The organism is Armatimonas rosea (assembly GCF_014202505.1).
GTDB lineage: Bacteria > Armatimonadota > Armatimonadia > Armatimonadales > Armatimonadaceae > Armatimonas > Armatimonas rosea.
The window spans coordinates 834,431-859,172 of sequence record NZ_JACHGW010000002.1 but is presented as its reverse complement, the minus strand read 5'-3'; the positions used below and the strand labels follow the sequence as shown (position 1 = coordinate 859,172).

Below are 24,742 nucleotides of genomic sequence, written 5' to 3'. Positions count from 1 at the left end.
CGGCACGGCCTTTCCAGCCGAAGGCTCTCCAGCCCCCCCGTTCTGATCGGGGGGGCAATGCGAAGTATTAAAATCATGCCCACCCTACTCGAAGACAAACCCACGCTCACCGAGGGCGCGCTCGCTCCTTTCCCGGAGCTGCTGGAGTCGCCCTCGTACCCGTTTCGCTTCTGCTTCAACACCAGCACGGTCCGCAAGCACAAGCTCCCCCTGCCTGAGCTCTGTCGCCTCGCCGCCGCCGCGGGCTACGATGCGATCGAGCCCTGGATGGACGAGCTGGAGCGCTTTGTGGAGGAGGGAGGCAACCTCGCCGAGCTACGGAGCGAGCTGCTGGATATCGGCCTGACAGTTGAGTCCGCAATCGGGTTCTTCGACTGGATCAACGACGACAACACGGCGCGCGAGGCGGGGCTGGCCCAAGCGCGCCACGACATGGAGCTCCTGGCACGCCTCGGGGGGCGGCGCGTGGCGGCACCGCCGTTTGGGGTGCACACCGCCGGGAGCCCCAAGATCGACCTGCTCGCCGCCGCCGAGCGCTACCGGGTGCTCTGCGAGCTGGGAGAGAAGACCGGAGTCGTGCCGATGGTCGAGGTCTGGGGGTTCTCCGCCAACCTCAACCGGCTCGGGGAGGCGGCCCTGATCGCGCTGGAGTCCGGGCACCCTCAGGCCTGTATCCTCAGCGATGTCTACCATCTCTACAAAGGCGGCTCGCCGGTCGATGGCCTGACCCTGCTCTCGGGCAACCGCCTGCCAGTCTTCCATGTCAACGACTACCCGGATATCGCCCCTGCCCAGATCACCGATGCCGACCGTGTCTACCCCGGCGATGGGGTCGCGCCGCTACGTCGCATCCTACGCAACCTAGACTTCGCGGGCTTCCGCGGCTACCTCTCCCTGGAGCTCTTCAACGAGGCCTACTACCGAGAAGACCCGCTCTCCGTGGCGAAGACCGGCCTGGAGAAGCTCAAGCGGGTAGTCGCAGACGCGCTATAGCAGCGCGCTGGAGTGCTCCTGGACCGCCGCCGCCACTTGTGGATCGGGGTGGGTGGTATAGGCGGAAAATCGCCCTTGGCGTAGAGTCGCCAGGGTCAGGAGCGCGGCGGTGGCAAAACGGGCATGGGTCGGGTCTTTTTGCTGGGGGCGCCGTGAGGCACGGAGGGCCCGCTCGGTGAGCGCCACGAGTGCCTTTTGCGCCTCCGGGCTCAGGTGCTCCACCTCCCCCACCGGCATCCGCGCGAGCCACTGGGTCACGTGCTCGCGTGCCAGCGTCCCAAACTCGCGCTCCAGCTGCCAGCGCTGCTTATGGCTACGGTGTGCAAACCTCTCGGCGGGATCGACACACGCCGCCATCAAGAGCAAGATCGGCTCCAAGCTCTCTCGCCCCGCCTTGCGTACATACGGCATGGCGTCCCGTAGGCACCACTGGAGCCGCCCGGTAGTGAACGGCCCCATCAAGTGCGGGAGGATGAACATCTGGACGAGCATGACAAAGAGCTTCAGCGCCACGATGGGCCAGCCGTGGTTCTGGTAGTCGCTCCCGATGCTCCCTAGATGGATAAAAGCAACCAGGCCAAGGAGCAACACCCTTGCAACCGGACGCAGGAAGCGCAGCAATCGCGCCTCCCGGCTCGCCACCACGGAGAGGTCAGCCAGCACCTGCTCCGGGCCTTGTAGCATCTGTGGGAGGTGCTTTGTCTTCTGCTGCTGCATTCCCCCAGCCCCCCCGGCTTACTTTCCGGATTTCTTGGGTGGTGTCGTGGGCTTCTTGGGTGGTGTGGTTGGCTTGGCGGGTGTCTTCCCTACCGGGGTATCGTCCTTGGCGTCCTTCACCGACGGTGCCTGCGACGCGGCTTCCCAGATGTCGTCGCCGGGAACCACGACCGGCATCATCCCCCGAGACATGTCCATGGTCGTGCGGGTCGTGGTCTCCATCTTGCCGCGTAGCGTGACAATTCCCAGGGCCTCGCCCTTCTCGTTAAAGACCACATCGCCCAGGGCTAGGAGGCCATTGAAGGTCTCTGCCACATAGAGCGTCCGGGGCTTCTCAATCACGCCGATAATGCGCGGGGTGACCACACGAGGAGCGCGGTTGGCCCCTTTTCCCAGGCGTCCCAGCACCAAAAGCGAGTCCCCGATCTGAGCCACCGGGGGCTTTTTCAGGTCCACAAAGGCCAGCGGCTTGCCCACGGGAGCGATGGGGCGCAGGAAGGCGATTCCCTTATCGGGGTCGCGGAGCACCACTTTAGCGGGAATCTCCTGGCCGTCTTCCAGCAGAAGGCGGGCACTCACCACCTTCACCGAGAACTTAGCGCTATCGGTGTCTCCCCCCATCATGGCGGCGGGATCGATCGCGGCGTTGATAACCGCCACCAGGCCCTCGCTGGTGAGGACAACGCCCTCGGTCTCCAGCTCACTGTCCTGGCTCTGGCCGCCCATGTTGTACTTCAGCACCAGGCTGACGGTCACCATGCTCGCCCGGTTTTTCTGCACCACCCCCCGGATCGCCTCCCCGAGTGTATCCACGGCAGGACAGACCAGTGCGGGAGGAACCGCAGTAGCAAGAGGAAAAAGAATCGGCATAGAACTACTCCTTACGACCCGCTGGCAGCGACCAGTCGGTCTGAACTTCCACAAACACGGTATCCGCCCCTCGCTGGACAAAGAGCGGGAGGAAGCGCGCCTTGGCCGCGGCGGCGGTATCGAAGGCGGCGCGGGCGGTGGCGAGGTCCTTCACCGGAGCGCCCGCCACTCTTAAGATCACATCCCCCTGGCGCAGGCGGGCGAGGGCGGCCCAGCTTCCCGGAGTGACTTCGAGCACGACCGCGCCCTCGGCGATCCCCGGCTGACGTAGCCTATCCTGGAAGGTCACGGAGCGCAGGCTCACCCCGAAGCGCGGGTCGGCGTGGCGTGCCTCCTCCCGCTCCTGGCGCGGCGCACGGGTCATGGTCACGCTCACACTCAGCGGCTTGCCGTCCCGCAGCACGCTCAGCTTGGCGAGTGTCCCCACCTTGTACTGGCGGATCAGCGACTGCACCTGGTCCATCCCCTCCGGCTCCTCCGCCTCGGTGGGGAGGCCGTCGATCTTGGTGACGATATCCCCCACTTTTAGCTTCTGGGCGACCTCCGCATTGCCGGGGTAGAGCTGCGTGATCCGCACGCCCTTGGTCCCCGCAGGGAGCTTGAGCGCCTCGGCCAGCGCCCGCGGAAGCGGCTGGAGCCCGACCGGGAGCCAGGAGCGGGGCACCGCCGCGCTCGTATCTTCCTCGGTCGCCCGCCCCACCGTGACCAGCGAGAGCACCTGCGCCCCCTCACGTCGCACCTGAACCAGCAAGGGAGTTCCAGAAGCGCTCTTGGGAAGCGCCTCGGTCAGGCGCTGGAGCTCTGTGAGGCTCTTGACCGGCTTGCCCGCCACGGAGAGAATCACATCGCCCGCCGCGAGCGGCGGCTTGGCCTCGGCGGCGGCGCTCCCCGCCTGGACATCCTCGATATAGACCCCTTCCGTGCTGGTAAGCTGGAGGTTCGGGAGGTCATCGGGCAGGATCGGAACCGCGGTCAGCCCCCAGTCCCGAATCACCACAGACTCCGCTGTCGCGGGCTGGCGAACGGTCGGGGTGAGCTGGGCTTTCTGCTCCTGGCCATCGCGCAGGAAGGTCACGGGCAAGGGCGCGCCCAGAGGCAGCGCTGCGATCAGCTGGTTGGTGAGCGGGACATCCTCAGGCACCTTGATATCCAGTGCGGTCTCCCCGATCTTGAGCAAGAGATCCCCCGGCTTGAGGCCCGCCTTGGCCGCAGGGCTCCCCGGGTGGAGGCTCCCGACCAGCGCGCCCGTGGTGGCATTGCTGCTCTTGAGGCGCGGCTGGAGCGCGGCCCCGATACTGGCGCGGGTGACCTGCCCAGTCTTGATGAGCTGCTCCACCACGCTCTGGGCAACCAGGCTCGGGATCGCCCCGGAGAGCCCGACCTCGATCTCATTGACCCCGATGATCTCCCCCGCGAGGTTGACCAACGGGCCGCCGGAGTTGCCGTGCAGAATCCGGGCATCGTGGGCGATCCAGCGCACAAAGGAGCCAACATCTTCACCGTCGAGCGCCATCCGCCCGCCCCCCGTGCTCGCCTCGGAGAGGATGAGCTCGGTGTTGCTGACGATCCCCGACGTAAACGACTGGGAGAAGGCCAGCGGGCTCCCCACGGCCAGCACGGGGTCCCCGACCCGCAGCTTCGACGAGTCCCCCCAGCGGAGAGTGGGGTAGGGCGTCGTCCGGGGCGCGAGCTTGATCACGGCGATATCGGCGAGGGGATCGGTGCCGACAAGGGTGGCGTCCACTTCCTCTTTATCGGCCAGGGTGACGGTCAGCCACTTGGCGCGCGCCGCCACATGGTGGTTTGTCACGACATAGCCGTCGGCCGTGAGGATCGCTCCCGAGCCAAACGACTCCTGCTTGACCTCTTTGCCTTCGTCGACCTCCACCGCGACCACGTGGATACGGACAATTGCCGGGCGCACTCGCTCCGCAACCTGTCGGATCAAAACAGCATTGGTATCCTCGACACGGGCGGGAGCCGCGACAAGCGCAGGCAGGGCAGGGGCGAAAAAGAGTACAGGAAGTGCCATGCACTCTATCTTACCCTAGCGGACTCACCGTCTCATAGCCCTGGGTTTTCTCTCAGTGTTGTTCTTTTTTAAAGACCCTATGGTATACTCGCGCTACGACGAAATAGCAAAGGGGTTTCGAAGGATGCAACAGGCAGAGAAGACAGAGAGAGTCAAGCCACTCAAAGAGGCGTACAAGGGGAAGTTCTTGGTGGGGACGATCCTGGGGGTTGCGGCGCTTCAGGGGAAGTCGCGCCAGGATACCGAGCTGGCCACGACCCACTTTAGCGCCATCACACCCGAGAATAGCCTCAAGCCCGAGGCAGTCCAGCCACGCGAGGGGGAGTTTCGCTTCGCGGAGGGCGATAAGCTGGTCGAGCTGTGCAAGAGCTGCGGGGCCACCGCGATCGGGCACACCCTCCTCTGGCACGCACAGACCGGACGCTGGATGTTCGAGGGCAAAGAGGGAAAGCCGCTGGATCGGGAGCTGGCACTCAAGCGGATGCGCACCCATATCGGCACGGTGGTCGGGCACTACAAGGGCAAGATCGCGCAGTGGGACGTGGTCAACGAGGCGATCAACGACGGCCCCGGGACACTGCGCCCCTCGCCCTGGCTCAAGGCAGTCGGCGATGACTTTATCGCGGAGGCGTTTCGCGCCGCCCACGAGGCCGACCCGAAGGCGACCCTGATCTACAACGACTACAATATCGAGCTGAACTACAAGCGCCCTAAGGCCGTGGAGCTTGTCAAGGGGCTCCTCGCGCAGAAAGTCCCGATCCACGCGGTTGGGATTCAGTGCCACTGGCGCATGGACAACCCCAACTTCACCGAGGTCGAAGAGGCGATCAAAGAGTACGCAGCGCTGGGCCTGAAAGTGATGATCACCGAGCTCGACCTGGGGGTGCTCCCCACCAAGTACCAGGGTGCCGATATCAGCTTTAGGCAGCAGATGACGCCCGAGCAGCAGGCCGTGATGAACCCCTACACCAAGGAGCTCCCCGACGCGGTCGCCCAGGCCCACGCCGAGCGCTACCGGCTGGCCTTTGAGATGTTCTTGCGCCACCAAAAAACCATCGGGCGGGTGACCTTCTGGGGAACCCACGACGGCTCCTCATGGCTCGATAACTTCCCGATCCGGGGGCGCACCGACTACCCGCTTCTCTTCGACCGCCAGGGCAAGACCAAGCCCGCCTTCTTCGCCGTGCAGAACGCCACCAAGAAACGCTGAAAGGACCAGCTCAATGAGGACTAAATCCCTACTCACCGCCGCGCTCTCGTTTGCCGCACTGAGCGCACTGGCACAGCCGCCACAGGCTCCCCCGCAGGCTGTCACGCCGCCGCCCGCAGACTCGGTGCCGGCGGCCTCGAATATCCGTGGGGCGCAGTACCCGCGCGTGCTCCCCGACCTGAACGTGCTGTTTCAGGTGCGCGCCCCCGATGCCCAGAAAGTCGAGTTCAACCTCGGGGGGGGCAACCGGCTCGCCGCGACCAAGGACGCCAACGGCTACTGGACCGCTAAGACCAACGCGCCGCTGGTGCCCGGCTTTCACTACTACTGGCTCGTGATCGACGGTGTCCAGGTCAACGATCCGGGCAGCGAGACGTTCTACGGCACGGGCAAGCAGACCAGCGGGATCGAGGTGCCGGAGAAGGGCGTGGACTACTACCTGCCCAAGGATGTCCCCCATGGCGAGGTGCGTGAGCGGGTCTACTTCTCCAAGACCACCAACGAGTGGCGGCGCATCTTTGTCTACACCCCCCCGGACTATGACACCAGTCGCGAGACCCGCTACCCGGTGCTCTACCTCCAGCACGGCGGCGGCGAGGACGAGCGCGGCTGGCCGATCCAGGGCAAGATGGCCAACATCATGGACAACCTGATCGCGGAGAAGAAGTCCAAGCCCATGCTGGTGGTGATGGAGCAGGGCTACGCCCGCAAGGCAGGAGAGCCGCAGGCACCGCAGGGACCACCCAACTTCTCCCGAATGTTCTCCGCGCTCGATGAGGTCTTCACCAAGGACCTCATCCCGATGATCGACTCAACCTACCGCACCCTTACCAACCGCGAGAGTCGGGCGATGGCGGGGCTCTCGATGGGCGGGATGCAGACCTTCCAGATCGGCCTGGCCCACACAGAGCTCTTCGCCTCGCTGGGGGGCTTCAGCGGCGGCGGCGGGGGATTTGGTGGCCCGATCGACCTCAAGACCGCCCACAACGGCGCGATGGCCGACCCCGAGGCGTTTAATAAGAAGATGAAGCTGGTCTGGCTGGGGATCGGAACTGCGGAGCCGGCCAATATGTACGCCAGTGTCAAGGGCTACCACGATGCGCTGGAGAAGGCGGGGATCAAGCACGGCTACTACGAGTCACCGGGGACCTCGCACGAGTGGCTCACGTGGCGCCGCTGCCTCCATGAGTTTGCCCCCCTCCTCTTCCGCGAGTCGGCGCAGGCTCCGGCCAATCAACCACCACGTCGCCCCGGCGGCTTTGGAGGACCTATCAAGCTCAACCCCGACGATATCCAGGCCTTCCCGGACCCGCCCGCGGAGGTCAACGCCAAGCGCGATGTCCCCCACGGCAAGCTGGAGCTGATCGAGTACGACTCCAAGACCGTGGGGGTGAAGCGCAAGGTCAATGTCTACACCCCGCCGGGCTACGATCCCGGCAAGAAGTACCCCGTTCTCTATCTGCTGCACGGGATCGGCGGCGATGAGACCGAGTGGCTGCGCTTCGCGTCGCCGAACCTCTTGATGGACAACCTGCTGGCCGACGGCAAGGCGCAGCCGATGATTATCGTCCTGCCCAACGGCCGCGCCCAGAAAGACGACCGTCCTGGCCCCAACGCCATGGCCACCGCGCCGGCCTTTGCAGTCTTTGAGCGCGACCTCTTGGACGACCTGATTCCCGCAATCGAGAAGCGCTACTCGGTCAAGAGCGAGCGGGAGAGCCGCGCCGTGGCCGGACTCTCGATGGGCGGCGGGCAGTCGCTCAACTTTGGACTGGGACACCTAGACACCTTCGCCTGGGTCGGCGGGTTCTCGTCGGCGCCCAACACCAAGCCCCCTGCACAGCTCGTCCCCGATGCCAGTGCGGCAAAGGCCAAGCTCAAGCTGCTCTATCTCTCGTGCGGCAACAAAGACGGCCTGATCGGAATCAGCCAGGGTGTCCACGGCTACCTGAAAGAGAAGGAGGTCCCGCACCTCTGGAATGTGGACAGCCACGCCCACGACCCCACGCACTGGAAGAACAACCTCTACTACTTCTTGCAGCGGGTCTTTCAGGAGAAGTAAACTTTAGGTTATGGCCCACCCGACCATCGCGACTCTGGCTGAGCACTTGGGACTCTCACGGGCAACCGTGACCCATGTGCTCAATGGGCGCGGCGATACGCAGCGCATCAGCCCCAAGACCCAGCAGCGGGTGCGCGAGGCGGCGCAAGCGCTTGGCTACCGGGCCAATGCGTCGGCGCGGGCCATTCGGGCGGGGCGCTTTGGCAGTATCGCTCTGATCCAGTCGCTCTGGGGGCAGTACCTTCCCCCGGAGCTTCTCTTTGGGCTCACCCGCGCCGTGGCCGACCAGGACCTGCACCTCGTGCTCTCGCAGGTACCGGACCCGGTGATCGAGGACGAGACCTACCTGCCCCACACCCTCCATGATCTCTCCGTGGACGGAGTGCTGCTCAACCGCCATGTGGCCTCGTCGCCGGGCTATCTGGAGACGATCCTGCGGCTCCGCATCCCGGCGATCTGGCTCAATGTCAAGCAGGAGTTCGATGCGATCCACCCCGATGACTCCCAAGGAGGGCGGCTCGCCACGGAGTTCTTGCTGACGCTGGGGCACGAGAGAATCGGCTATGTCGACTCAGACGAGCCCCTCAACACCCACTACAGCAAGTACGACCGTAGGCGGGGCTACGAGCAGACGATGGCCGAGGCCGGACGGGTGCCCCATACCCACCTGCTGCCCAAGCTCTGGCACCACGAGCCCGGCGACGAGCGTATCGCAGCGGCGAAAGCCCTGCTCCAGAGCCCCGAGCGCCCCAGCGCCATCGTCGCCTATGAGCTGGCCGAGGCGATGGCGGTCGTTCACGCGGCCCACCAGCTCGGGCTGAGCATCCCCGGCGAGCTCTCGATCCTGCTCTTCCACTCCCGCAACGATGACCGCTACTTTTTACCGTTCCACACGATTAGCAACGAGATGGAGCAGGTCGGGCGCGGAGCGGTCGAGCTCCTGCTGGAGAAGATCAAAGCCCCACAGGCTCCCCTGCCCACCCGCGCCATCACCATGCGACTACGAGAGGGAATGACCTGCCAGAGAAAAACCCCCTAAAACGCTATGAAAAAACAAAACCTGACACTCACAATAGACGCGACCAAGGCGACCGGCAAGGTCAGCCCCCTCCACTACGGCCTGATGACCGAGGAGATCAACTACAGCTACGACGGTGGTCTCTACGCCGAGCTGGTCCGCAACCGTGCCTTCCTCAATGACCCGCAGAAGCCCGCGCACTGGACCGCTGTCGGAGGCGCGAATCTGACACTTGCAACCGAGAGGCCGGTCAACGATGCCCTACCCAAGTCGCTGAAGATCGAGTGCGCCACGCCCGGTGCGGGAGCGGCCAACGACGGCTACTGGGGCTTCCCGATCACCCCGAACACTACCTACACAGCCACGCTCTTCGCCCGCGGCGATGTCGGAGGGCTCACCCTCACGCTCCAGAGCCGCGATGGCAAGACGGTCTATGCCCAGACCCGGCTCCCCGCCGTGGGGGAGGGCTGGACGAAGCGCACGGCGACTCTCAAGACGGGAAAGGCCACGCCTACCACCGATGCGGTCTTTGCGATCACGGCGGAGAAACCCGGCACGCTCTGGCTGAGCCTGGTCTCGCTCTTTCCTCCCACCTGGAACAACCGCCCCAATGGCTTCCGTAAGGACCTGATGCAGCTCCTCGTGGACCTCAAGCCCGCGTTTTTGCGCTTCCCTGGGGGCAACTACCTGGAGGGAAACACGATCGCGGAGCGCTTCGACTGGAAGAAGACGATCGGGCCAATCGAGACGCGCCCCGGCCACCCGTGTCCCTGGGGCTACCGCTCCACCGACGGCATGGGGCTCTTGGAGTTCCTGCTCTGGTGCGAGGACATGGGTGCCGAGCCGGTGCTGGGGGTCTACGCGGGCTACTCCCTGCGAGGCGAGTTTATCAAGCCCGGCCCCGAGCTGGAGCCCTACATCCAAGACGCGCTCGATGAGATTGAGTATGTCACGGGCTCTGTCTCGACAAAGTGGGGGGCGCAGCGCGCCAAAGACGGCCACCCGAAGCCCTTCAAGCTACAGTATGTCGAGGTCGGCAACGAGGACTTCTTCGACCGCTCGGGCAGCTACGACGGCCGCTTTGCGCAGTTCTACGATGCCATCAAGGCCAAGTACCCGCACCTGAAGGTGGTCTCGACGGTCGGCAATGAGCAGCCTGCCAGCAAGCGGGTCAAGAGCCGCAAGCCCGATGCCCTGGATGAGCACTACTACCGCAAGGCCGCCGACTTTATCCGCGACTCCCCCACCCACTTCGACCGCTACGATAGAACTGGCCCCGAGATCTTTGTGGGCGAGTGGGCCGCACACGAGGAGGTCGCCCCGTGGCTCCCACCGTCGCGCAACCTCCCCGCCACCCCGAGCATGAAGGCAGCCCTCGGCGATGCGGCGTTCATGACCGCGATGGAGCGCCACGCGGACTTCGTGACGATGCAGTGCTACGCGCCGCTCTTTGTCAATATCAACCCCGGTGGGCGGCAGTGGCGCCCTGACCTGATCGGCTACGACGCGCTCAAAGCTTACGGGGCACCTAGCTACTACGCCCTCAAGCTCTTTAGCACGAGTGTCGGCGACGAGCTCCTCAAGGTCAGCCTCGCCGGTGCACCGCTCCTGGCGTCGGTGACGCGCCAGAGCAAGACGGGCAAGATACTTGTTAAGTACGTCAACCCCGGCGACACCCCCCAAGCAGTCACGATCCAGCTCCCGGGAGTGCGCTCCATCAAGCCCGATGCGACCGTCATCACCCTCGCCGCCCCGCCCGACGAGACCAACTCCATGGAAAAACCGACCCATGTGGCCCCGAAGACCACAAAACTCAGCGGCGTGAAGCCCGAGTTCGCCTACACCTTCCCGCCCTTTTCCATCACCCTGCTGACCCTGGAGGCACGCTAACCCCATGCGACAAGACAAGAACTTCTATGTTTTCCTCTCCCTCGGGCAGTCCAACATGGAGGGCTTCCCCGGGATCGAGGAGCAAGACAAAGGCCCCGTCAGCGAGCGCTTCCAGGTGCTCGCCGCTGTGGACTTCCCGAGCCAAAAGCGCGAGAAAGGTCGCTGGTACACAGCCACACCACCACTCTGCCGTCCCAACGCCGGCATTGGGCCGTCGGACTACTTTGGGCGAACCCTGGTCGAGAAGCTCCCCGCACAGATCAAGGTCGGGATCGTCAATGTCTCGGTGGCGGGCTGCAAGCTGGAGCTCTTCGACAAAGACCACGCCGCCGAGTACGCCACGACCGCGCCAGGCTGGATGAAGGGCATTATCGCGGCCTACGGCGGCAACCCGTACCTCCGGCTAGTCGAGCTGGGAAAGCTGGCCCAAAAAGACGGTGTGATCAAGGGCATTCTGCTCCACCAGGGCGAGTCCAACACTGGCGACAAAGACTGGCCCAAAAATGTCAAGGCCCTCTACGAGAGCCTGCTCAAAGACCTCAGCCTCAAGCCCGAGGACGTTCCGCTCCTGGCCGGAGAGCTGGTCCACAAAGACCAGGGCGGTGCCTGCGCCAGCATGAACCCGATTATCGGCGAGCTTCCCAAGCTCATTCCCACCGCCCATGTGATCTCGTCGGCGGGCTGCCCCTCCCGCCCGGACCACCTGCACTTCACGCCCACAGGCTACCGCGAGCTTGGCAAGCGCTACGCGCAAAAAATGCTCTCGCTACTGGGGGGCTAATGCCCTCACGGTAAACATGCCCGGACAACGAGTGTCCGGGCTTGAAAGGGCTACGGCTGCCTTCGCAGCCAACAAATACGAAACGCAGCCAACCGAATCCAGTGGGCACGAAGGTGCCCGTAGCCCTCTTAAGCCCGAGGACTCGTTCCTCGGGCTCACGGGTCCGACGGTTAGGGTTTAGGCTTCATGTAGCCGTGCATCTTCAGCCAGCTAGAGAAGGCGTCGAACCAGCCGGTGCTCGTGGTCTCCTTGGGGTACATCCCAAAGCCATGCCCGCCCTGCTCGTAGTAGTGAAACTCGACCGGGCGCTTGGCCTTGCGCCAGTTCTCGATCAGGCCCACATTGAAGCCAAAAAGCGGATCATCGGCGGCGATTGCGGCAAAGAGCGGCGGCGCATCGGCAGGGACTTCTACAGCTCCGAGGGGACCGTAGATATTGCCCAGAAACGCCGGCTTGGCCTCCTTGCTATTCAGCCCCGTGGTCATGGTCAGCGCCGCGCCCGCCGAGAAGCCGATCATCCCGATACGATCGGGATCGACATGCCACTTGGCCGCGTTGGCACGCACCAGCGCAAAGGCCGCGTTGGCATCGGCGAGCATGGGCGCGATTCGGGCGGCCATGTCGCCACCGACCGTCCGAGGCGGCGGAGCGCCCGCAGGAGGCGCACCGCCAGGGCGCGGGGCGGGCGGACGCGCGAACTCCTCAAGGTCGGCGGGGGTTTGGTTGAGGCGGTACTTCAGCACGAACGCCGCCACCCCTTGGGCCGCAAGCGCACGGGCGACCTGCCAGCCCTCGTTCTCCATCGACAGCGTGCGGAAGCCACCACCGGGCGCGACAATCACCGCAGCGCCCGTCGCCTTCCCCGGGGCGGGGAGGAAGGGACGCAGGGTGGCAACCGTGACATTGCGGGCGAACATGCTGCCGTACTGCTGGTGCCAAGACTCGGGCGTGGGCGCGTTGGGAAGCGGCCCCGTGCTGAGTGTGATGGCATCCGGCTGCTCCGGGATGGGAATCGCGATCATTTTGTCGTTCTGTGCCATAGCGGGTTGAATCAGCAAGAGAGCTGCAAATAGTCCTAGTGCTTTTAGTGTCATTTCGAAAACTCCTTCATAGGTGTTAGTTGGGAAACGTAAGATCAGTTAGGGAACATGAGCTGGGCGGTCTGCCAGAGGTAGCGCCGCCAGTTGCCCCACTCGTGACCGCCGGTGCTCAGCACCCAGAAGGCGCGGATGTGGTTTTTAAAGAGCAGCGACATAAAGTGCTGGCCGTTGTGGAGCGCGATATCGGTCTCGCCCTGGCCCATGTAGAGCGGGACGCGTAGCTTCTCGTTGATCTTGGGATCGGTCAGGATCGCGGCGAACCGCTCCTCGGCGAGCTTCTGGCTCTCCCCGATGTAGCCTGAGCTAAAGATATAGAGCTCGGAGAAGGTCTCTAAGTGGGCCAGCCCGGTATTAGTCACCACAAAGCCCCCCATCGAGAGGCCCGCGATCGCGCGCCCTTCTCGGCTTGCCTGGGTCCGGTAGCGCGTATCGACCAGCGGAAGAATGTCCTTGAGGTACTCCTGTGTGCAGAGGTCGTCTTTCCCGGGCTCCGGGGGCGTGAACGAGGCGAGCCCGCCGGTGTTGGGCATGACGATAATCATCGGGCGCGCCTTGCCCGCCGCAATGAGATTGTCGAGGATATCGGGGGCGCAGCCGCCTGTCGGGCTGGACCAGCGCGCATCGTCCTCCCCGCCGCCGTGGTTGAGGTAGAGCACGGGGTAGCGAGTGTCCTTGTTCGCAGCATAGCCCGGCGGCAGGTAGACATGGAGCCGCTTCTCCTTGCCCGCGTGGTTGGTGTAGCGCACTTGCTCCAGGGTCCCGTGCGGCACATTGGCATGGGCGTAGAAGCTCGTCTCGGTCAGGGTGGGAAGCGCGGCGAGTATCGGGAGCGGGGTGGGGCCGGGCTTGGGAGTGGCCAGTCTTCCTTGTGGCATAACGAATTTCCTTGTTATTTCCCCTACTTTGGGAGTGGTTCTTTTTTAAAGACACTATGGTATACTCCAGCTACGACGAAATAGCAAGGGCGTTTTTCTCCGAAAAAGTCATGAAGACACCACCGACCCAAACTTGGCACGCCGATAACGGCAACGGCACGTTCTCCAATCCCCTGTTCTACGAAGAGTTCTCCGACCCCGATCTGATCCGGGTGGGCAGCGATTTCTATCTCACCGGCACGACCATGCACACGATGCCCGGCCTGCCCGTGCTCCACTCCAAAGACCTCGTGAACTGGCGCTTTCTGAGCTACGCCTGCGAGCGTCTGGACTTCGGCCCGGAGTACCGGCTCGAAGACGGCAAGGCGATCTATGGCCAGGGAATCTGGGCCCCAAGCTTCCGCTGGCACAAGGGAACCTTCTATATCTTCACCAATGTCCGGGGCCAGCCGATGCAGGTCTATGCCGCCACCAACCCCGCCGGTCCCTGGAAGCACTGGGCGATGAAGACCGGCTTTCATGACCCGTCGGTGCTCTTCGACGACGACGGCAAGATCTATGTGGTCTACGGCTACCGGGACCTGCGCCTGGTCCAGCTCAATAGCGAGCTCACCGATGCCATTCCCGGCACGGAGCGCACTCTCTTCAAACAGAGCGATGGCATGGGCGAGGGGGCGCATTTCTACAAGATCAACGGCAAGTACGTCATCACCAGCGCCTGGTACCTGGGGACGATGAAGATGCCCTGCGCCCGCGCGGACCGTCCCGAGGGGCCCTACGAAGTCAAGGTCATTTCTGAGGGCGAGGACTTCGGAATCGCAAAAGGCGCGATGCACCAGGGCGGGATTGTCGAGACCCCCGCGGGCGAGTGGTGGGGCTTCTCGATGATGGACTTCAACTCGCTGGGGCGCCTGACGGGGCTCTCGCCGGTGACCTGGAAGGACGGCTGGCCCTACTTTGGGCTCCCAGGCAACCTCGGGCGCTCGCCGCGCACCTGGGTCAAGCCCAAGACCGGGGCAAGCTCCAAGCTGTCGGCTCCCTATGAGCGTAGCGATGACTTCTCGGGCAAGACCCTCAAGCCGATCTGGCAGTGGAACCACGCGCCGGACAACACAACATGGTCCCTCACCGAGCGCCCGGGCTTCCTGCGCCTGCACGCCCTCCCCGCCCCCGATTTTTGGCAGGCGCGCAACACCCTCACTCAGCGCGCGGTCGGCCCGGTCTCCATCCCCACCGTGGAGTTAGAACTGGCGGGCATGAAGCCGGGCGACCTCGCCGGGCTGGGCCTGCTCAACTCGCCCTATGCCTGGATCGGGGTGCGCTGCGAGGGGAGTGGCTTTACGCTGGAGCAGTTTGATAAAACCACCAACAAGACCACCCAAGCGCCGCTCCGCGGGACGCGTGTCTGGCTACGGGCGGAGTGTGACTTCTTCACGGAGAAGGCAAGATTTAGCTTCAGCACCAACGGCAAGAGCTTCCAGCCCCTGGGCGAGAGCTTCAAGATGGTCTTCCAGCTCAAGACCTTCCAGGGCATCCGCTACTCCCTCTTCCACTACAGCACATCGGGAGCCGCGGGGGGCCACGCCGACTTTACGCGCTTCACGGTAGACGAGCCGCTCTGCCATGGGCTGACCAAGCCCATCCCCTACGGAAAACGCATCACGCTCCGAGAAGTGGGAAGCCAGCGGGCCCTGACCCTGGACACAGCGACACAGTTCAAGGTCCTTGACCGTGGTCAAGGCCGTGTCGCGCTGGAGTCTGCCCTAGGGTTTGTCTCGGTCGCCAGCGGTGAGTCGGTTGTCTTGATGCGGGAGAAGCCGGGGGAGCCCGAGACCTTTCAGTGGATCGAGACGCCTCAAGGCGAGCTTACCCTGCTCTCCCTCAGCACCCAGCGCTACCTCCGGCTCGCCCCCGAGAGCGGAAAGCCCCTGGCCGACGGCACGGGAGGCAACCGGAGCCGCCCCGACGGCTCCCGGTTCCGTTGCGAGGGCTAGCGATCCCCTACTCTACCGCGACTGTGACAACCAGGGGAAGGTGGTCCGAGCCGAAGTCCTCGCCGGTGTGCCGACTGAGGACATGGACCTTCTCCGAGACCAGGCAGTGGTCGATCGGGATGCGGATCGGCAAGTGCGCGGGCCAGGTGGGGGTGAGGCCGTAGTCCAGCTGCGAGTCGCGGAGCGAGGAGAGCGCCTGGAGGTACTGGAACCCATGGCTCCAGGGAGTCACATTGAGATCGCCAATCAGCACCAGTGGCCCAGACTCCGCCGCGATATGCTGGCCCAGGAGCTCTAGCTGCTGGTCCCGACTCGCGGCCCAGTCGGCGTTGCGGGGAGACCACGGGTGGGCCGCGACAATACTCACACAGCGCTTATTGAGCTGGAGCTGCGCCAAGATCGCACAGCGCTGTTGTACCCCCAGGTACTGCGGCTCCTGCCGGACGATCGGAAACCGACTCCAGATCGTCAGCCCGAAGCGATCCTGTGTCTCGTTGTGGACCATGTACGGATACTGCGTCTTGAGCGCTCCCAAGCCCGTCATCCAGCCAGAGGTCAGCTCCGTCAGTGTAACCACATCCGGATTTTCTTGGATAATCTGTGTCAGTAGCTCTTCATAGCAGGTATTGGGAGCGAGCACATTGGCATGAAAGATCTTGAATTGCTGGGCACTGGCCGAAGGCCTCTCCTGAGGGGCCGTGATCAGATACGGGGCGATGGCACCAAAATTTAGGACCAGTGCACTGAGCGCCACTCCCCCCAGCCAAAGGTGTCTGCGCCAGAGAAGCAGTGCCACAGCGGGGACGAGCACCAGCGCCAGCACGGGACGAAAGTGAGAGAAGAGGTCCAGCACCCACCACCAGATTCCCAGATAGCCCAGGTAGGTCGCTGCGCAGAGAAAGACCGCCACCAGCCGTAGCACACGGTCTAGGCGAGCAATCAGCTTTTTCTTTCGCCGCTTGGCACGGGTAGGAGGGTTCTTCGACATTGGACAGACCTAGAGGTCTATTCCACATCACACCGAAAACTTCACCGGAACCAAGCGCAGCTCACCAGCGTACCCTAACGCAGTGAGCATCTTTCTTCTCTCCAATCCCACCTCAGGTGGGACCAGCACTAATATCCTGCTAGAGCAGGCACGCCGACGGCTCGGGGAGCGCCAGGGGCGCTGGACCGAGGTGATGGTTCGTCCCGGAGAGAACATCACGCAGCTGGTCGAGGAGCTTCTCCCCGAGGTGAGCACGCTCTTTGTGGCGGGCGGCGACGGAACCGTCCGGGCGGCGGCACAGGCGCTTGCGGGCACCGATGTCGCGCTGGGAATCCTGCCCACGGGGACGGTCAATGTCCTGGCGCGGGAGCTGGGCATTCCCCTGAGTGACCCCGCCCTTGCGGTCGATATCGGGCTGGGAAGCGCCGAGCGCTGGATCGATATCGGCAGCTGCAACGGCGAGTCGTTTTTGCTGATGTGCTCCGGGGGCGTCGATAGCGCGACTATCGGGCAGGTCAACGAGGGGCTCAAGAGTGCGGTGGGCGCGACCGCCTACGCCCTCGCGGCGGTCGGAGCGCTGGCGACCTTTACGCCGCACCGTGTCCGGGTCACGATCGACGGTAACACGCTCCCGGAGACCGATGTCTTCCTGGTCGCGGTGGGGAACACATCGCTGTACGGCGGCGATCTCAAGCTCCTGCCCGATGCGAGCCTCGATGACGGTCTGCTGGATATTATCCTCTTTACCGCCCCCAACCTCCCAGCACCCGTGCGCAACGCCGCGTTTCTGCCCCAGCTGGCCGACATGGCACTGGGCCGCCACCCACAGAGCGATAGTGTCTGGATCTACCAGGGCAAGCACATCACCCTGGAGGCCGAAACGCCTCTCCAGCTCCAGCGCGACGGTGACCTAGGCAGCTGCACTCCCGCCACCTTTACGATTACCCCCCACGCCCTGCGGGTCAAGACCCCCGTGCGCTACTAAGCCGATGCCAGAAACGCCTCGCGGCAGGCGGTGAGCTTCTCGGGCTGTTTGCCGAAGCGCGCTTCGTAGGCGGCCAGGGTGGGCAGCAGGCGCGCCTCCCACTTGACCGCGGCCCCAACCGCGATCATGGCGAGCTTGTGCACCAGAAACGGGTTCTTCATGCGCAGCAAGGTCAGCCGCGCGAACTCGTCGGCGTCGGTGCGCTCCAGTGGCGGGCAGATCGCCGGGACGATCTCGTCCCAGAGCAGCGACTCCAGCCACGGGCCAAGCTCGGGGTGCTCCAGCGCCTCGCGCACGGTCTCGACCCCGTACTTGCTGGGGCCAATGCTCGCCATCGACGTGTGCAGGCCGTTGAGAATCCGCACCTTTCGCAGCTGGTAGCGTTCGATACTCTCGGCGACAATGATCCCGCCAGGATTGGCCGCGGCCAGCTCCCCCAGTGCCCCCGTGGGCTCACCTTGAATCGCCCAGAAGGTGTAGGGCTCGACAATCGCCGCAAGGGGATCGCTCTCATCTTGCGTGCAAATGCGGTCCACCAGCGTGTCGCAGAAGACACACGCACTGTCTAGCCAAGCCAGGAACACCGGGTCGGGGTTGCACTCGGCGACCATGGCACGCAGCTTCTTCCCATTCTCCGCGATCAGCTCCGACGGTAGGATGGTCACGCCGGGCGCACCCGACTCCATGCGCGCCTTCAGCCACGCCGCCAGCCGCCCCGGAAACGAGAACTCCTTGGGCTCGGTGATCTTAAACCCGGACTCGCTGACATTGCTAATCACCAGCCCGATCTCCGGGTCGCTCGCCGTCGCCAGAACCGCCTCGGTATCGTCGCTGGCCGTCAGTGCCCGCTCGATAATGGCGACCTCGCGCGCCGTGTCCACCACGCTCCCATCGCTACCGAGGCCACGCTCACGGAGGGTGAACTTCCCGCCGCTCGCCGTGAGCGCACGCGCACGGTCGTCGCCCGAGGGGGTCGAGCTGACCATCGTGATAGGCATCTGCGCCTTTTCCGCACAGTCGGCGATCAGGCCGCGCAGCAGCACGCCGGTTCCAAATACAAGAATCTTCATCTTTATTTCCCTGCCCTCATGAACGAGGGCGGCTCCGCTTCGCTTCTGGCCTTCGGCCGAGATGTCACGGAGCGACTTTTTGGCGCTTGCGCCAGCAGCGAAGCGAGCGCCCCTCGTTCATGAGGGGCTAGTTAATTACGCCGTCCTTGAAGAGCGCGATCTCACGGCAGCCGTTGCGCTCGGCCTTGGTCTGGTACTCGCCCGAGGCGGCTTGGACGACGAGTGCGAGTAATTCATCGGCGAGGGTTTCGAGGGGGACGCCCTCCTCGACCAAGCGGCCGGCGTCGAAGTCGATCCAGCCGGGCTTGCGAGTGGCGAGGCCCGAGTTGGTAGCGATCTTAAAGGTCGGGGCGCAGGTGCCAAAGGGTGTCCCGCGGCCCGTGGTGAAGAGCACGAGCTGCGCCCCCGTTCCCGCGAGGGTGGTACAAGAGACCACATCGCTGCCGGGGCCGTAGGCAAGGGCGATTCCGGGCTTGGGATCGGCGGGCAGCGGCTCGCCGTAGCCAAGGACGTGGGCGATGGGCGCGGTCGCGCCGCCTTTCTGGATGCAGCCGAGGGACTTCTCTTCAAGAGTCGTGATCCCGCCCGCTTTATTGCCCGGCGCGGGGTTCTCGGAGATCGGCTCGTTGTACTTGCGGAAGTAGTCCTTGAAGTCGTTGATCATGCGCTCGATAGCGTGAAAGGTCGGCTCATCCGCGGCGCGCTGCATGAGGAGTTTCTCCGCGCCGAACATCTCGGGGACTTCGGTCAGGACGCTCACGCCCCCCGCGGCGGCGAGGCGGTCGGAGAGCACCCCGACAAGCGGGTTGGCGGTGAGGCCGGAGAAGCCATCGGAGCCGCCGCACTTCATCCCAAGGACGAGCTTGGAGAGCGGCTGGGGCGTGCGGACATCCTGAGAAGCGCGCTCAGCGAGCTCGGAGAGCAGGCGGACGCCCTCCTCGATCTCGTCGCTGACCTCCTGGGCGGAGAAGTAGCGCACGCGGGACATGTCGGCCACACGGAACGCGGCGACTTGGTCCATGAGGGCGTTGTTCTCGCAACCCAGGCCCATGAGCAAGACGCCCGCGCAGTTGGGGTGTGCCGCCAGCGCCGCGATCAGCCGCCGGGTCTGCTGGAGGTCGCCACCGAGCTGGGCGCAGCCGTAGGGGTGCGTGAAGGCATAGACCCCATCGATCCCGTTCTTGCCCGCGAGCCGCGCGTGTGCTTCTCGCGCGACCGTCTCGGCCATCTTGTTGATGCAGCCCACGGTGCAGAGCACCCACAGCTCGTTGCGAATCCCCACTTTTCCGTCGGCTCGCAGAAAGCCGTTGAAGGTTTGCACTCCCCCTGCCCCCTCTCGCTCTTTTCCTCCTTCGTCGGGACGAGAGGGGGTGTAAGGAGTGTAGGTGTAGGCCTCGTTGGCCCCGAGCATGGTCTTGGCGTTGTGGGTGTGGAGCCAGTACCCCGCCGGCACGGCCTCGGTCGTGCGGGCGAAGGGCTGGCCGTACTTGCGCACCACCTCCCCCGCCGCCAGAGCGTGCAGCGCGATCTTGTGGCCGGAGGGAATGGCCTGGTCGGTGAGGTAGTCCTCCCCTCCGACACGAATCCGTGTGCCCGCGGCAATGGCGGGAGAGAGCAAAACGGCGACATCGTCGTCGGGGTGAATCTTAAGAGCGCGGGCTTCCATAGGCTCTCAGGTTCGCCGGACACCTGGCTTGCTCCTTCCTGAGAAGGAATTTGGTAACATTCTGAAGAAAAGAAATTTCAACTATGGCTCTCTATCTTGGACTCGACACTGGCACCAGCGGCACGAAGGCCGTCTTGATCGACGAAAGCGGGAGGCTCCTCGCCTCGGACTTGCAGGAGTACGGGCTCTCCACCCCGCGCCCGCAGTGGGCGGAGCAGCACCCGGACACGGACTGGTGGGAGGCGGCGGTCAAGGCCATTCAGGGCGTGCTCGCCAAGGCGGGAAAGAGCGGCGCGGAGGTCGCCGGGGTCGGGCTGACCGGGCAGATGCACGGCTCGGTGTTCTTGGACAAGAGCCTGAAGGTCCTGCGGCCCGCCCTGCTCTGGTGCGACTCCCGCACCGGCGCGGAGTGTGCCGAGATCACCGAGGCACTGGGCGGCGCAGAAGGCTGCTTTGAGATCCTGGGCCAGCCGGTCTTTACCAGCTTCACCGCGCCCAAGATTGTCTGGCTGCGCAAGAACGAGCCCGCGGTCTACGAGAAAGTGGCCCAAGTGCTCCTGCCCAAGGACTACATCCGCTTCAAGCTCACGGGCGAGCTCGCTGCCGAGGTCAGTGATGCATCGGGGACCTCGCTTTTTGATGTCCGAAAGCGCACCTGGTCGAAAGAGGCACTGGCAAAGCTCGGGATTCCCAGTGAGTGGCTTCCCCGCGTGGTCGAGTCGCCGGAGCAGACCGGGGTGATCTCGGCGGAGGCAGCGGCACTGACCGGTCTCAAGGCAGGTACGCCCGTGGTCGGGGGCGGCGGCGATCAGGCAGCGGGCGCAGTGGGCTGCGGCGTGGTCAGCACCGGGCAAGTGGTCTCGTCGCTAGGCACCAGTGGTGTGGTCTTTGCCCACTCCGATACCGCCGCAATCGACCCACAGATGCGAGTCCAGACCTTCTGCCACGCCGTTCCGGGCACCTGGGGGCAGATGGGCTGCGTGATCTCGGCGGGCGGCTCGCTCCGCTGGTACCGCGATACGTTTGCCGCCGGCACGAGCTACAACGACATCACCGCAGGCGCGGCGACCGCCCCGGCGGGCTGCGAGGGCCTGCTCTACCTTCCCTACCTCGCGGGCGAGCGCAACCCCTACTTCGACCCCGATGCCCGTGGGGTCTTCTTTGGCGCAACCCTGCGCTCGACCAAGGGCGCGGTGCTCGAAGGGGTGAGCTATGCCTTCAAGGACCTCTTCACCCTCTTTGCCGAGATGGGAGTCCCCGTCAGCGAGATTCGGGCATCGGGCGGGGGGGCCAAATCCCCGTTCTGGCTCCAGCTCATGGCCGATGTGATCGAGAAGAAGCACGTGCTGCTCACCATCGACGAAGGCCCGGCCCTTGGGGCGGCGCTCCTGGCGGCGGTGGGAACCGGTGCCTACGCCAGTGTCCCCGAGGCCTGCGCCGCGACTGTCTCCACGCGCCCCGGCGCCGAGCCCGATGCCACCCAGTCGGCGGTCTACAACCGCTACTATCCCACCTACCGCGCCCTCTACCCGGCGCTGCAGGAATCGTTTGCGCAGGTCGCTCGCCTGCCTCTCTAACTCTCTCTGTAGGAGCCTTGCCCATGTGGCGTCTTGCGATTCTCTTGTTGTTTCTCAGTAGCAGTGCCTGGGCACAGAAAAAGCCCGCGCCGCCGCCCTCGTCCGCGAGTACGGCGGCGCGCACCGCGATCCTGGCCGTGCTCGCCGAGCGGGACCGGGCGTTTGGCGCGCGCGATACCACAGCCTACCTGGCGGTCTGCACGCCTGACTATGTCCACACCGACACGCTTCAGGATGTCGTCCCCACCGAGACCCTCAAGGCCGCGCTCCAGAAGCAATTAAGCGCGGCCAAGACCGCGGAGCAGAAGACCCAGCTCGATAGTCTCAAGCTCGAGAGCGGTGCCGCGCTGGTCGAGACCTACGAGACCCTCCGGCTCGTCACGATCGCGCATGAGTGGCTAGAGATCACGGGGGTGGGCTACCGCCGCTGCCGCTACCGCTTTGTGCAAGACAGCAAGGGCTGGCGTCTCGCCCGAGCGCGGGTGATCGAGGAGAGCCTCACCGAGAAGCCGCGCCTCCTGGCCCCTCCCGGCCTGAGTGAGCTGGAGAGGCGTGTCAAGGCTCCCGCTGCGCAGGAAATTGTTAAGCGGCTCTTCCCGACTCTGGAGGAGCTCGCCGCCGCCGAGGAGCGCAAGGACTTCCGCCTCTTTCAGGACCACCTCGCGCCCGAGTTTGCCTTTATTCGCCTGGGAAAAGACCCGGAGTCGCGCCAGACCTATCTGGAGAAGATGAGCCAGGGGCACGAGTATGTCTCCAATGAGCAGGTACGCTACTACCTCACCGGCGCGGAGCTTCAGGAGAGCGGTGAGCTGGTCCTGGAGGTGGAGCAGTCCCTGCGCTTCACCCTCAAACTCCCCGACGAGCCCGCGGAGGACCACCTGACAATCGCGAGCCTGGTGCTCACCTGGACCAAGGCACCGGGCCTGTGGTGCCTACGCCGCTGGGAGAGCTTCACGGTCGAGGGCTTTGAGAATGGCGAGCGCGTCGACTATGTCCAGAAAGAAAAAACTCCCAAAAGTGCAAAAAAGATCTCAGGAAACCAATAAATGAGTATGAAAAACGGAATTCTCGTCCTTGCCGCCCTCGCGGCTCTCGTCCCTTCCGCACGCGCCGACGATGCCCAGAAGGCGATCCAGGCCCAGTACGATAAGCGCTCTGCCGCCGCGGCCAAGAAAGATGTGGACGGCTCGGTGGCGATCAATGCCCCCGAGTTTGTCGCCATTGGCCTCAAGGGAGACAAGCGCACGACCGCGCAGATCAAGCCGCAGCTCACCCAGGTCTTTGCCAGTATCAAGTCCTACACCATCACCACCAAGATCACCAAGTGCGTGGTCAAGGGCGATAGCGCGACCGTCACCACCCAAGATGCGGTTGTTGTCGTGGGCAAGGGCACCCAGGAGTCCGAGGCGACCAGTGAGGACACCTGGATTAAGAAAGGCGGCCAGTGGCTCCGCACCCAGAACAAGCTCCTGACCAGCAAGATCAAGAGCAACAAGCCGGGTAACTAGCTCAGAATCTCCTTAACTACCTGGCCGTGGACATCCGTGAGGCGGAAGTCCCGGCCGGCGTAGCGGTAGGTGAGCTTCTCGTGATCGAGGCCCAGGCAGTGTAAGATCGTGGCCTGGAGGTCATGGACATGGACCTTGTTCTGGGCCACATGGAAGCCGAGCTCATCGGTTGCGCCATGGGTTAACCCGCCCTTGATTCCGCCGCCTGCGAGCCACATGGTGTAGGCTTGTGGGTGGTGGTCGCGGCCCAGGGAGCGGCCCAGTGCGGGGTTGTTCTCCACCATGGGCGTCCGCCCAAACTCCCCACCCCAGACTACCAGGGTCTCGTCGAGCAGGCCGCGCTGCTTGAGGTCTTTGACCAGCGCCGCCGATGCCTGGTCGGTCTCGCGGCACTTATTGCGGCTCGTCCCTGCCACATCGGAGTGGGCGTCCCAGCCCTCGTGGTAGATATTGACAAAGCGCACGCCCCGCTCGATCATGCGCCGTGCCAGCAGGCAGGAGCGTGCAAAGCTGGGCTTGTCCGGGTCGCAGCCGTACAGCGCCAGGGTCTCCTTGCTCTCGGATTTCAGGTCCATCAGGTCGGGCGCGGAGGTCTGTAGCTGAAAGGCAAGCTCGTAGCTGGCGATCCGCGATGCGATCTCGGGGTCGGAGTCGCGGCGGTTCAGATTCCCCAGAAGGTCCAGGGTCTCGCGCTGGAGCCGTGCATCCACGCCCGCCGGGCTGCTCACATCGAGAATAGGATCGCCCGAGTTGCGCAGGCGCACCCCCGCGTACTTGGTCGGCAGGAACCCGCTCGACCAGTTGGCTGCCCCGCCGGAGATACCCGCTCCCGTGCTCATCACCACAAAGTCCGGGAGGTTCTTCGCCCCCGCCCCCAGGCCATAGACCACCCACGAGCCCATCGCCGGTCGCCCCGGCTGGCCGTTTCCAGTGTTCCAGAAGATCTGCGCAGGGGCGTGGTTGAACTGATCGGTGCTGACACTCTTTACCAGACAAATATCATCGGCAACACTCCCCAGGTGCGGCAGTAGCTCCGAGAGCTCCATGCCACACTGCCCGTGTTTCTCAAACTTAAAGCGCGGCCCCAGCACGGCGGCATCGGCGCGGATAAAGGCATAGCGCTGGTCTTTGTACACCGACGGTGGCAGGGGCTGGCCTTCCAGCTTGACGAGCGCGGGCTTGTAGTCAAAAAGATCGAGCTGTGAGGGAGCGCCCGCCATGAACAAGTGAATGACGTGCTTAGCCTTTGGGCGAGCCAGCTCCCTAGCCCCCGCCGAGCGGGGTAACTCGCTCGTCAGCAGCCCCGCCAGCGCGAGCTTGCCCACCCCCACCCCGCACTCCTCGAAGAAGTGCCGCCGCGTGATACGTAGATTCCGTTCGTTCATCGTTTAAAATCCTAGCACTAT

Annotated in this window: 20 protein-coding genes; 11 read left to right on the top strand and 9 right to left on the bottom strand. The window is 64.4% G+C overall.

The window, feature by feature from the left end:
- The first annotated feature begins 75 nt into the window (after positions 1-75).
- Positions 76-993 (top strand): sugar phosphate isomerase/epimerase family protein, encoded by a 918-nt coding sequence (locus HNQ39_RS11805; protein WP_184195836.1) that lies wholly within the window; start codon positions 76-78, stop codon positions 991-993.
- Here the strand turns inward: HNQ39_RS11805 and HNQ39_RS11800 are convergent.
- From HNQ39_RS11800 to HNQ39_RS11790, 3 genes are read right to left on the bottom strand one after another with little or no spacing between them, the layout of a single operon-like run.
- On the bottom strand, positions 988-1,710 hold the full coding sequence (locus HNQ39_RS11800) for a hypothetical protein (protein ID WP_184195833.1): 723 nt from the start codon (positions 1,708-1,710) through the stop codon (positions 988-990). The two genes, HNQ39_RS11805 and HNQ39_RS11800, sit on opposite strands and share 6 nt — an antisense overlap.
- An 18-nt stretch (positions 1,711-1,728) precedes the next feature.
- Complete coding sequence (locus HNQ39_RS11795; protein WP_184195831.1) at positions 1,729-2,580, bottom strand: S1 family peptidase; 852 nt, start codon at positions 2,578-2,580, stop codon at positions 1,729-1,731.
- A gap of 4 nt (positions 2,581-2,584) precedes the next feature.
- Positions 2,585-4,612: a PDZ domain-containing protein gene (locus HNQ39_RS11790; RefSeq protein WP_184195828.1), complete on the bottom strand. Its 2,028-nt coding sequence runs from the start codon at positions 4,610-4,612 to the stop codon at positions 2,585-2,587.
- Between the two features lie 124 nt (positions 4,613-4,736).
- Here HNQ39_RS11790 and HNQ39_RS11785 point away from each other — a divergent pair, with 124 nt between their 5' ends.
- The 5 genes from HNQ39_RS11785 to HNQ39_RS11765 are packed head-to-tail and all read left to right on the top strand — an operon-like array spanning position 4,737 to position 11,573.
- On the top strand, positions 4,737-5,822 hold the full coding sequence (locus tag HNQ39_RS11785) for an endo-1,4-beta-xylanase (RefSeq protein WP_184195825.1): 1,086 nt from the start codon (positions 4,737-4,739) through the stop codon (positions 5,820-5,822).
- Between the two features lie 13 nt (positions 5,823-5,835).
- On the top strand, positions 5,836-7,884 hold the full coding sequence (locus HNQ39_RS29615; RefSeq protein ID WP_221289954.1) for an alpha/beta hydrolase-fold protein: 2,049 nt from the start codon (positions 5,836-5,838) through the stop codon (positions 7,882-7,884).
- Positions 7,885-7,894: 10 nt separating this feature from the next.
- Positions 7,895-8,923, top strand: a complete 1,029-nt coding sequence (locus HNQ39_RS11775; RefSeq protein ID WP_184195823.1) for a LacI family DNA-binding transcriptional regulator — start codon at positions 7,895-7,897, stop codon at positions 8,921-8,923.
- 6 nt (positions 8,924-8,929) lie between these two features.
- Positions 8,930-10,792 carry an alpha-L-arabinofuranosidase C-terminal domain-containing protein gene (locus HNQ39_RS11770; RefSeq protein ID WP_184195820.1) on the top strand — a complete coding sequence of 621 codons (1,863 nt, stop codon included), beginning with the start codon at positions 8,930-8,932 and terminating at the stop codon, positions 10,790-10,792.
- Between the two features lie 4 nt (positions 10,793-10,796).
- Positions 10,797-11,573 (top strand): sialate O-acetylesterase, encoded by a 777-nt coding sequence (locus tag HNQ39_RS11765; RefSeq protein WP_184195817.1) that lies wholly within the window; start codon positions 10,797-10,799, stop codon positions 11,571-11,573.
- 170 nt (positions 11,574-11,743) lie between these two features.
- Here HNQ39_RS11765 and HNQ39_RS11760 read toward each other — a convergent pair whose 3' ends face one another.
- Together HNQ39_RS11760 and HNQ39_RS11755 are read right to left on the bottom strand one after the other, a co-directional pair.
- Complete coding sequence (locus tag HNQ39_RS11760; protein ID WP_184195814.1) at positions 11,744-12,667, bottom strand: alpha/beta hydrolase; 924 nt, start codon at positions 12,665-12,667, stop codon at positions 11,744-11,746.
- Positions 12,668-12,708: 41 nt separating this feature from the next.
- The gene (locus HNQ39_RS11755; RefSeq protein WP_184195811.1) at positions 12,709-13,548 is read right to left on the bottom strand and encodes an alpha/beta hydrolase; all 840 of its coding nucleotides are present in this window, start codon (positions 13,546-13,548) and stop codon (positions 12,709-12,711) included.
- Between the two features lie 110 nt (positions 13,549-13,658).
- Between HNQ39_RS11755 and HNQ39_RS11750 the strand changes: the two genes are divergently transcribed.
- Entirely contained in the window at positions 13,659-15,542 is a 1,884-nt protein-coding gene (locus HNQ39_RS11750; RefSeq protein ID WP_221289953.1) for a glycoside hydrolase family 43 protein, read from the top strand.
- A gap of 7 nt (positions 15,543-15,549) precedes the next feature.
- Here the strand turns inward: HNQ39_RS11750 and HNQ39_RS11745 are convergent, their stop codons facing one another.
- Positions 15,550-16,530 carry an endonuclease/exonuclease/phosphatase family protein gene (locus HNQ39_RS11745; RefSeq protein WP_184195805.1) on the bottom strand — a complete coding sequence of 327 codons (981 nt, stop codon included), beginning with the start codon at positions 16,528-16,530 and terminating at the stop codon, positions 15,550-15,552.
- A gap of 82 nt (positions 16,531-16,612) precedes the next feature.
- Here HNQ39_RS11745 and HNQ39_RS11740 point away from each other — a divergent pair, with 82 nt between their 5' ends.
- Complete coding sequence (locus tag HNQ39_RS11740; protein WP_184195802.1) at positions 16,613-17,515, top strand: YegS/Rv2252/BmrU family lipid kinase; 903 nt, start codon at positions 16,613-16,615, stop codon at positions 17,513-17,515.
- Here the strand turns inward: HNQ39_RS11740 and HNQ39_RS11735 are convergent.
- Positions 17,512-18,585, bottom strand: coding sequence for a mannitol dehydrogenase family protein (locus HNQ39_RS11735; protein ID WP_184195799.1), 1,074 nt, complete (start codon positions 18,583-18,585; stop codon positions 17,512-17,514). The genes HNQ39_RS11740 and HNQ39_RS11735 overlap by 4 nt on opposite strands.
- 127 nt (positions 18,586-18,712) lie before the next feature.
- Positions 18,713-20,251 carry a UxaA family hydrolase gene (locus tag HNQ39_RS11730; RefSeq protein ID WP_184195796.1) on the bottom strand — a complete coding sequence of 513 codons (1,539 nt, stop codon included), beginning with the start codon at positions 20,249-20,251 and terminating at the stop codon, positions 18,713-18,715.
- Between the two features lie 83 nt (positions 20,252-20,334).
- On the opposite strand from HNQ39_RS11730, the gene xylB reads away from it, so the two are divergent.
- The 3 genes from xylB to HNQ39_RS11715 are packed head-to-tail and all read left to right on the top strand — an operon-like array spanning position 20,335 to position 23,336.
- Complete coding sequence (xylB, locus tag HNQ39_RS11725) at positions 20,335-21,828, top strand: xylulokinase (protein WP_184195793.1); 1,494 nt, start codon at positions 20,335-20,337, stop codon at positions 21,826-21,828.
- A 23-nt stretch (positions 21,829-21,851) separates the two neighbouring features.
- Positions 21,852-22,874, top strand: a complete 1,023-nt coding sequence (locus HNQ39_RS11720) for a Cif family virulence factor (protein ID WP_184195790.1) — start codon at positions 21,852-21,854, stop codon at positions 22,872-22,874.
- A gap of 6 nt (positions 22,875-22,880) precedes the next feature.
- Positions 22,881-23,336, top strand: coding sequence for a nuclear transport factor 2 family protein (locus HNQ39_RS11715; protein ID WP_184195787.1), 456 nt, complete (start codon positions 22,881-22,883; stop codon positions 23,334-23,336).
- Here the strand turns inward: HNQ39_RS11715 and HNQ39_RS11710 are convergent.
- A complete protein-coding gene (locus tag HNQ39_RS11710) occupies positions 23,333-24,721 on the bottom strand; it encodes a DUF1501 domain-containing protein (protein ID WP_184195784.1) in 1,389 nt (462 codons plus the stop codon). The two genes, HNQ39_RS11715 and HNQ39_RS11710, sit on opposite strands and share 4 nt — an antisense overlap.
- Between the last annotated feature and the right edge of the window lie 21 nt (positions 24,722-24,742).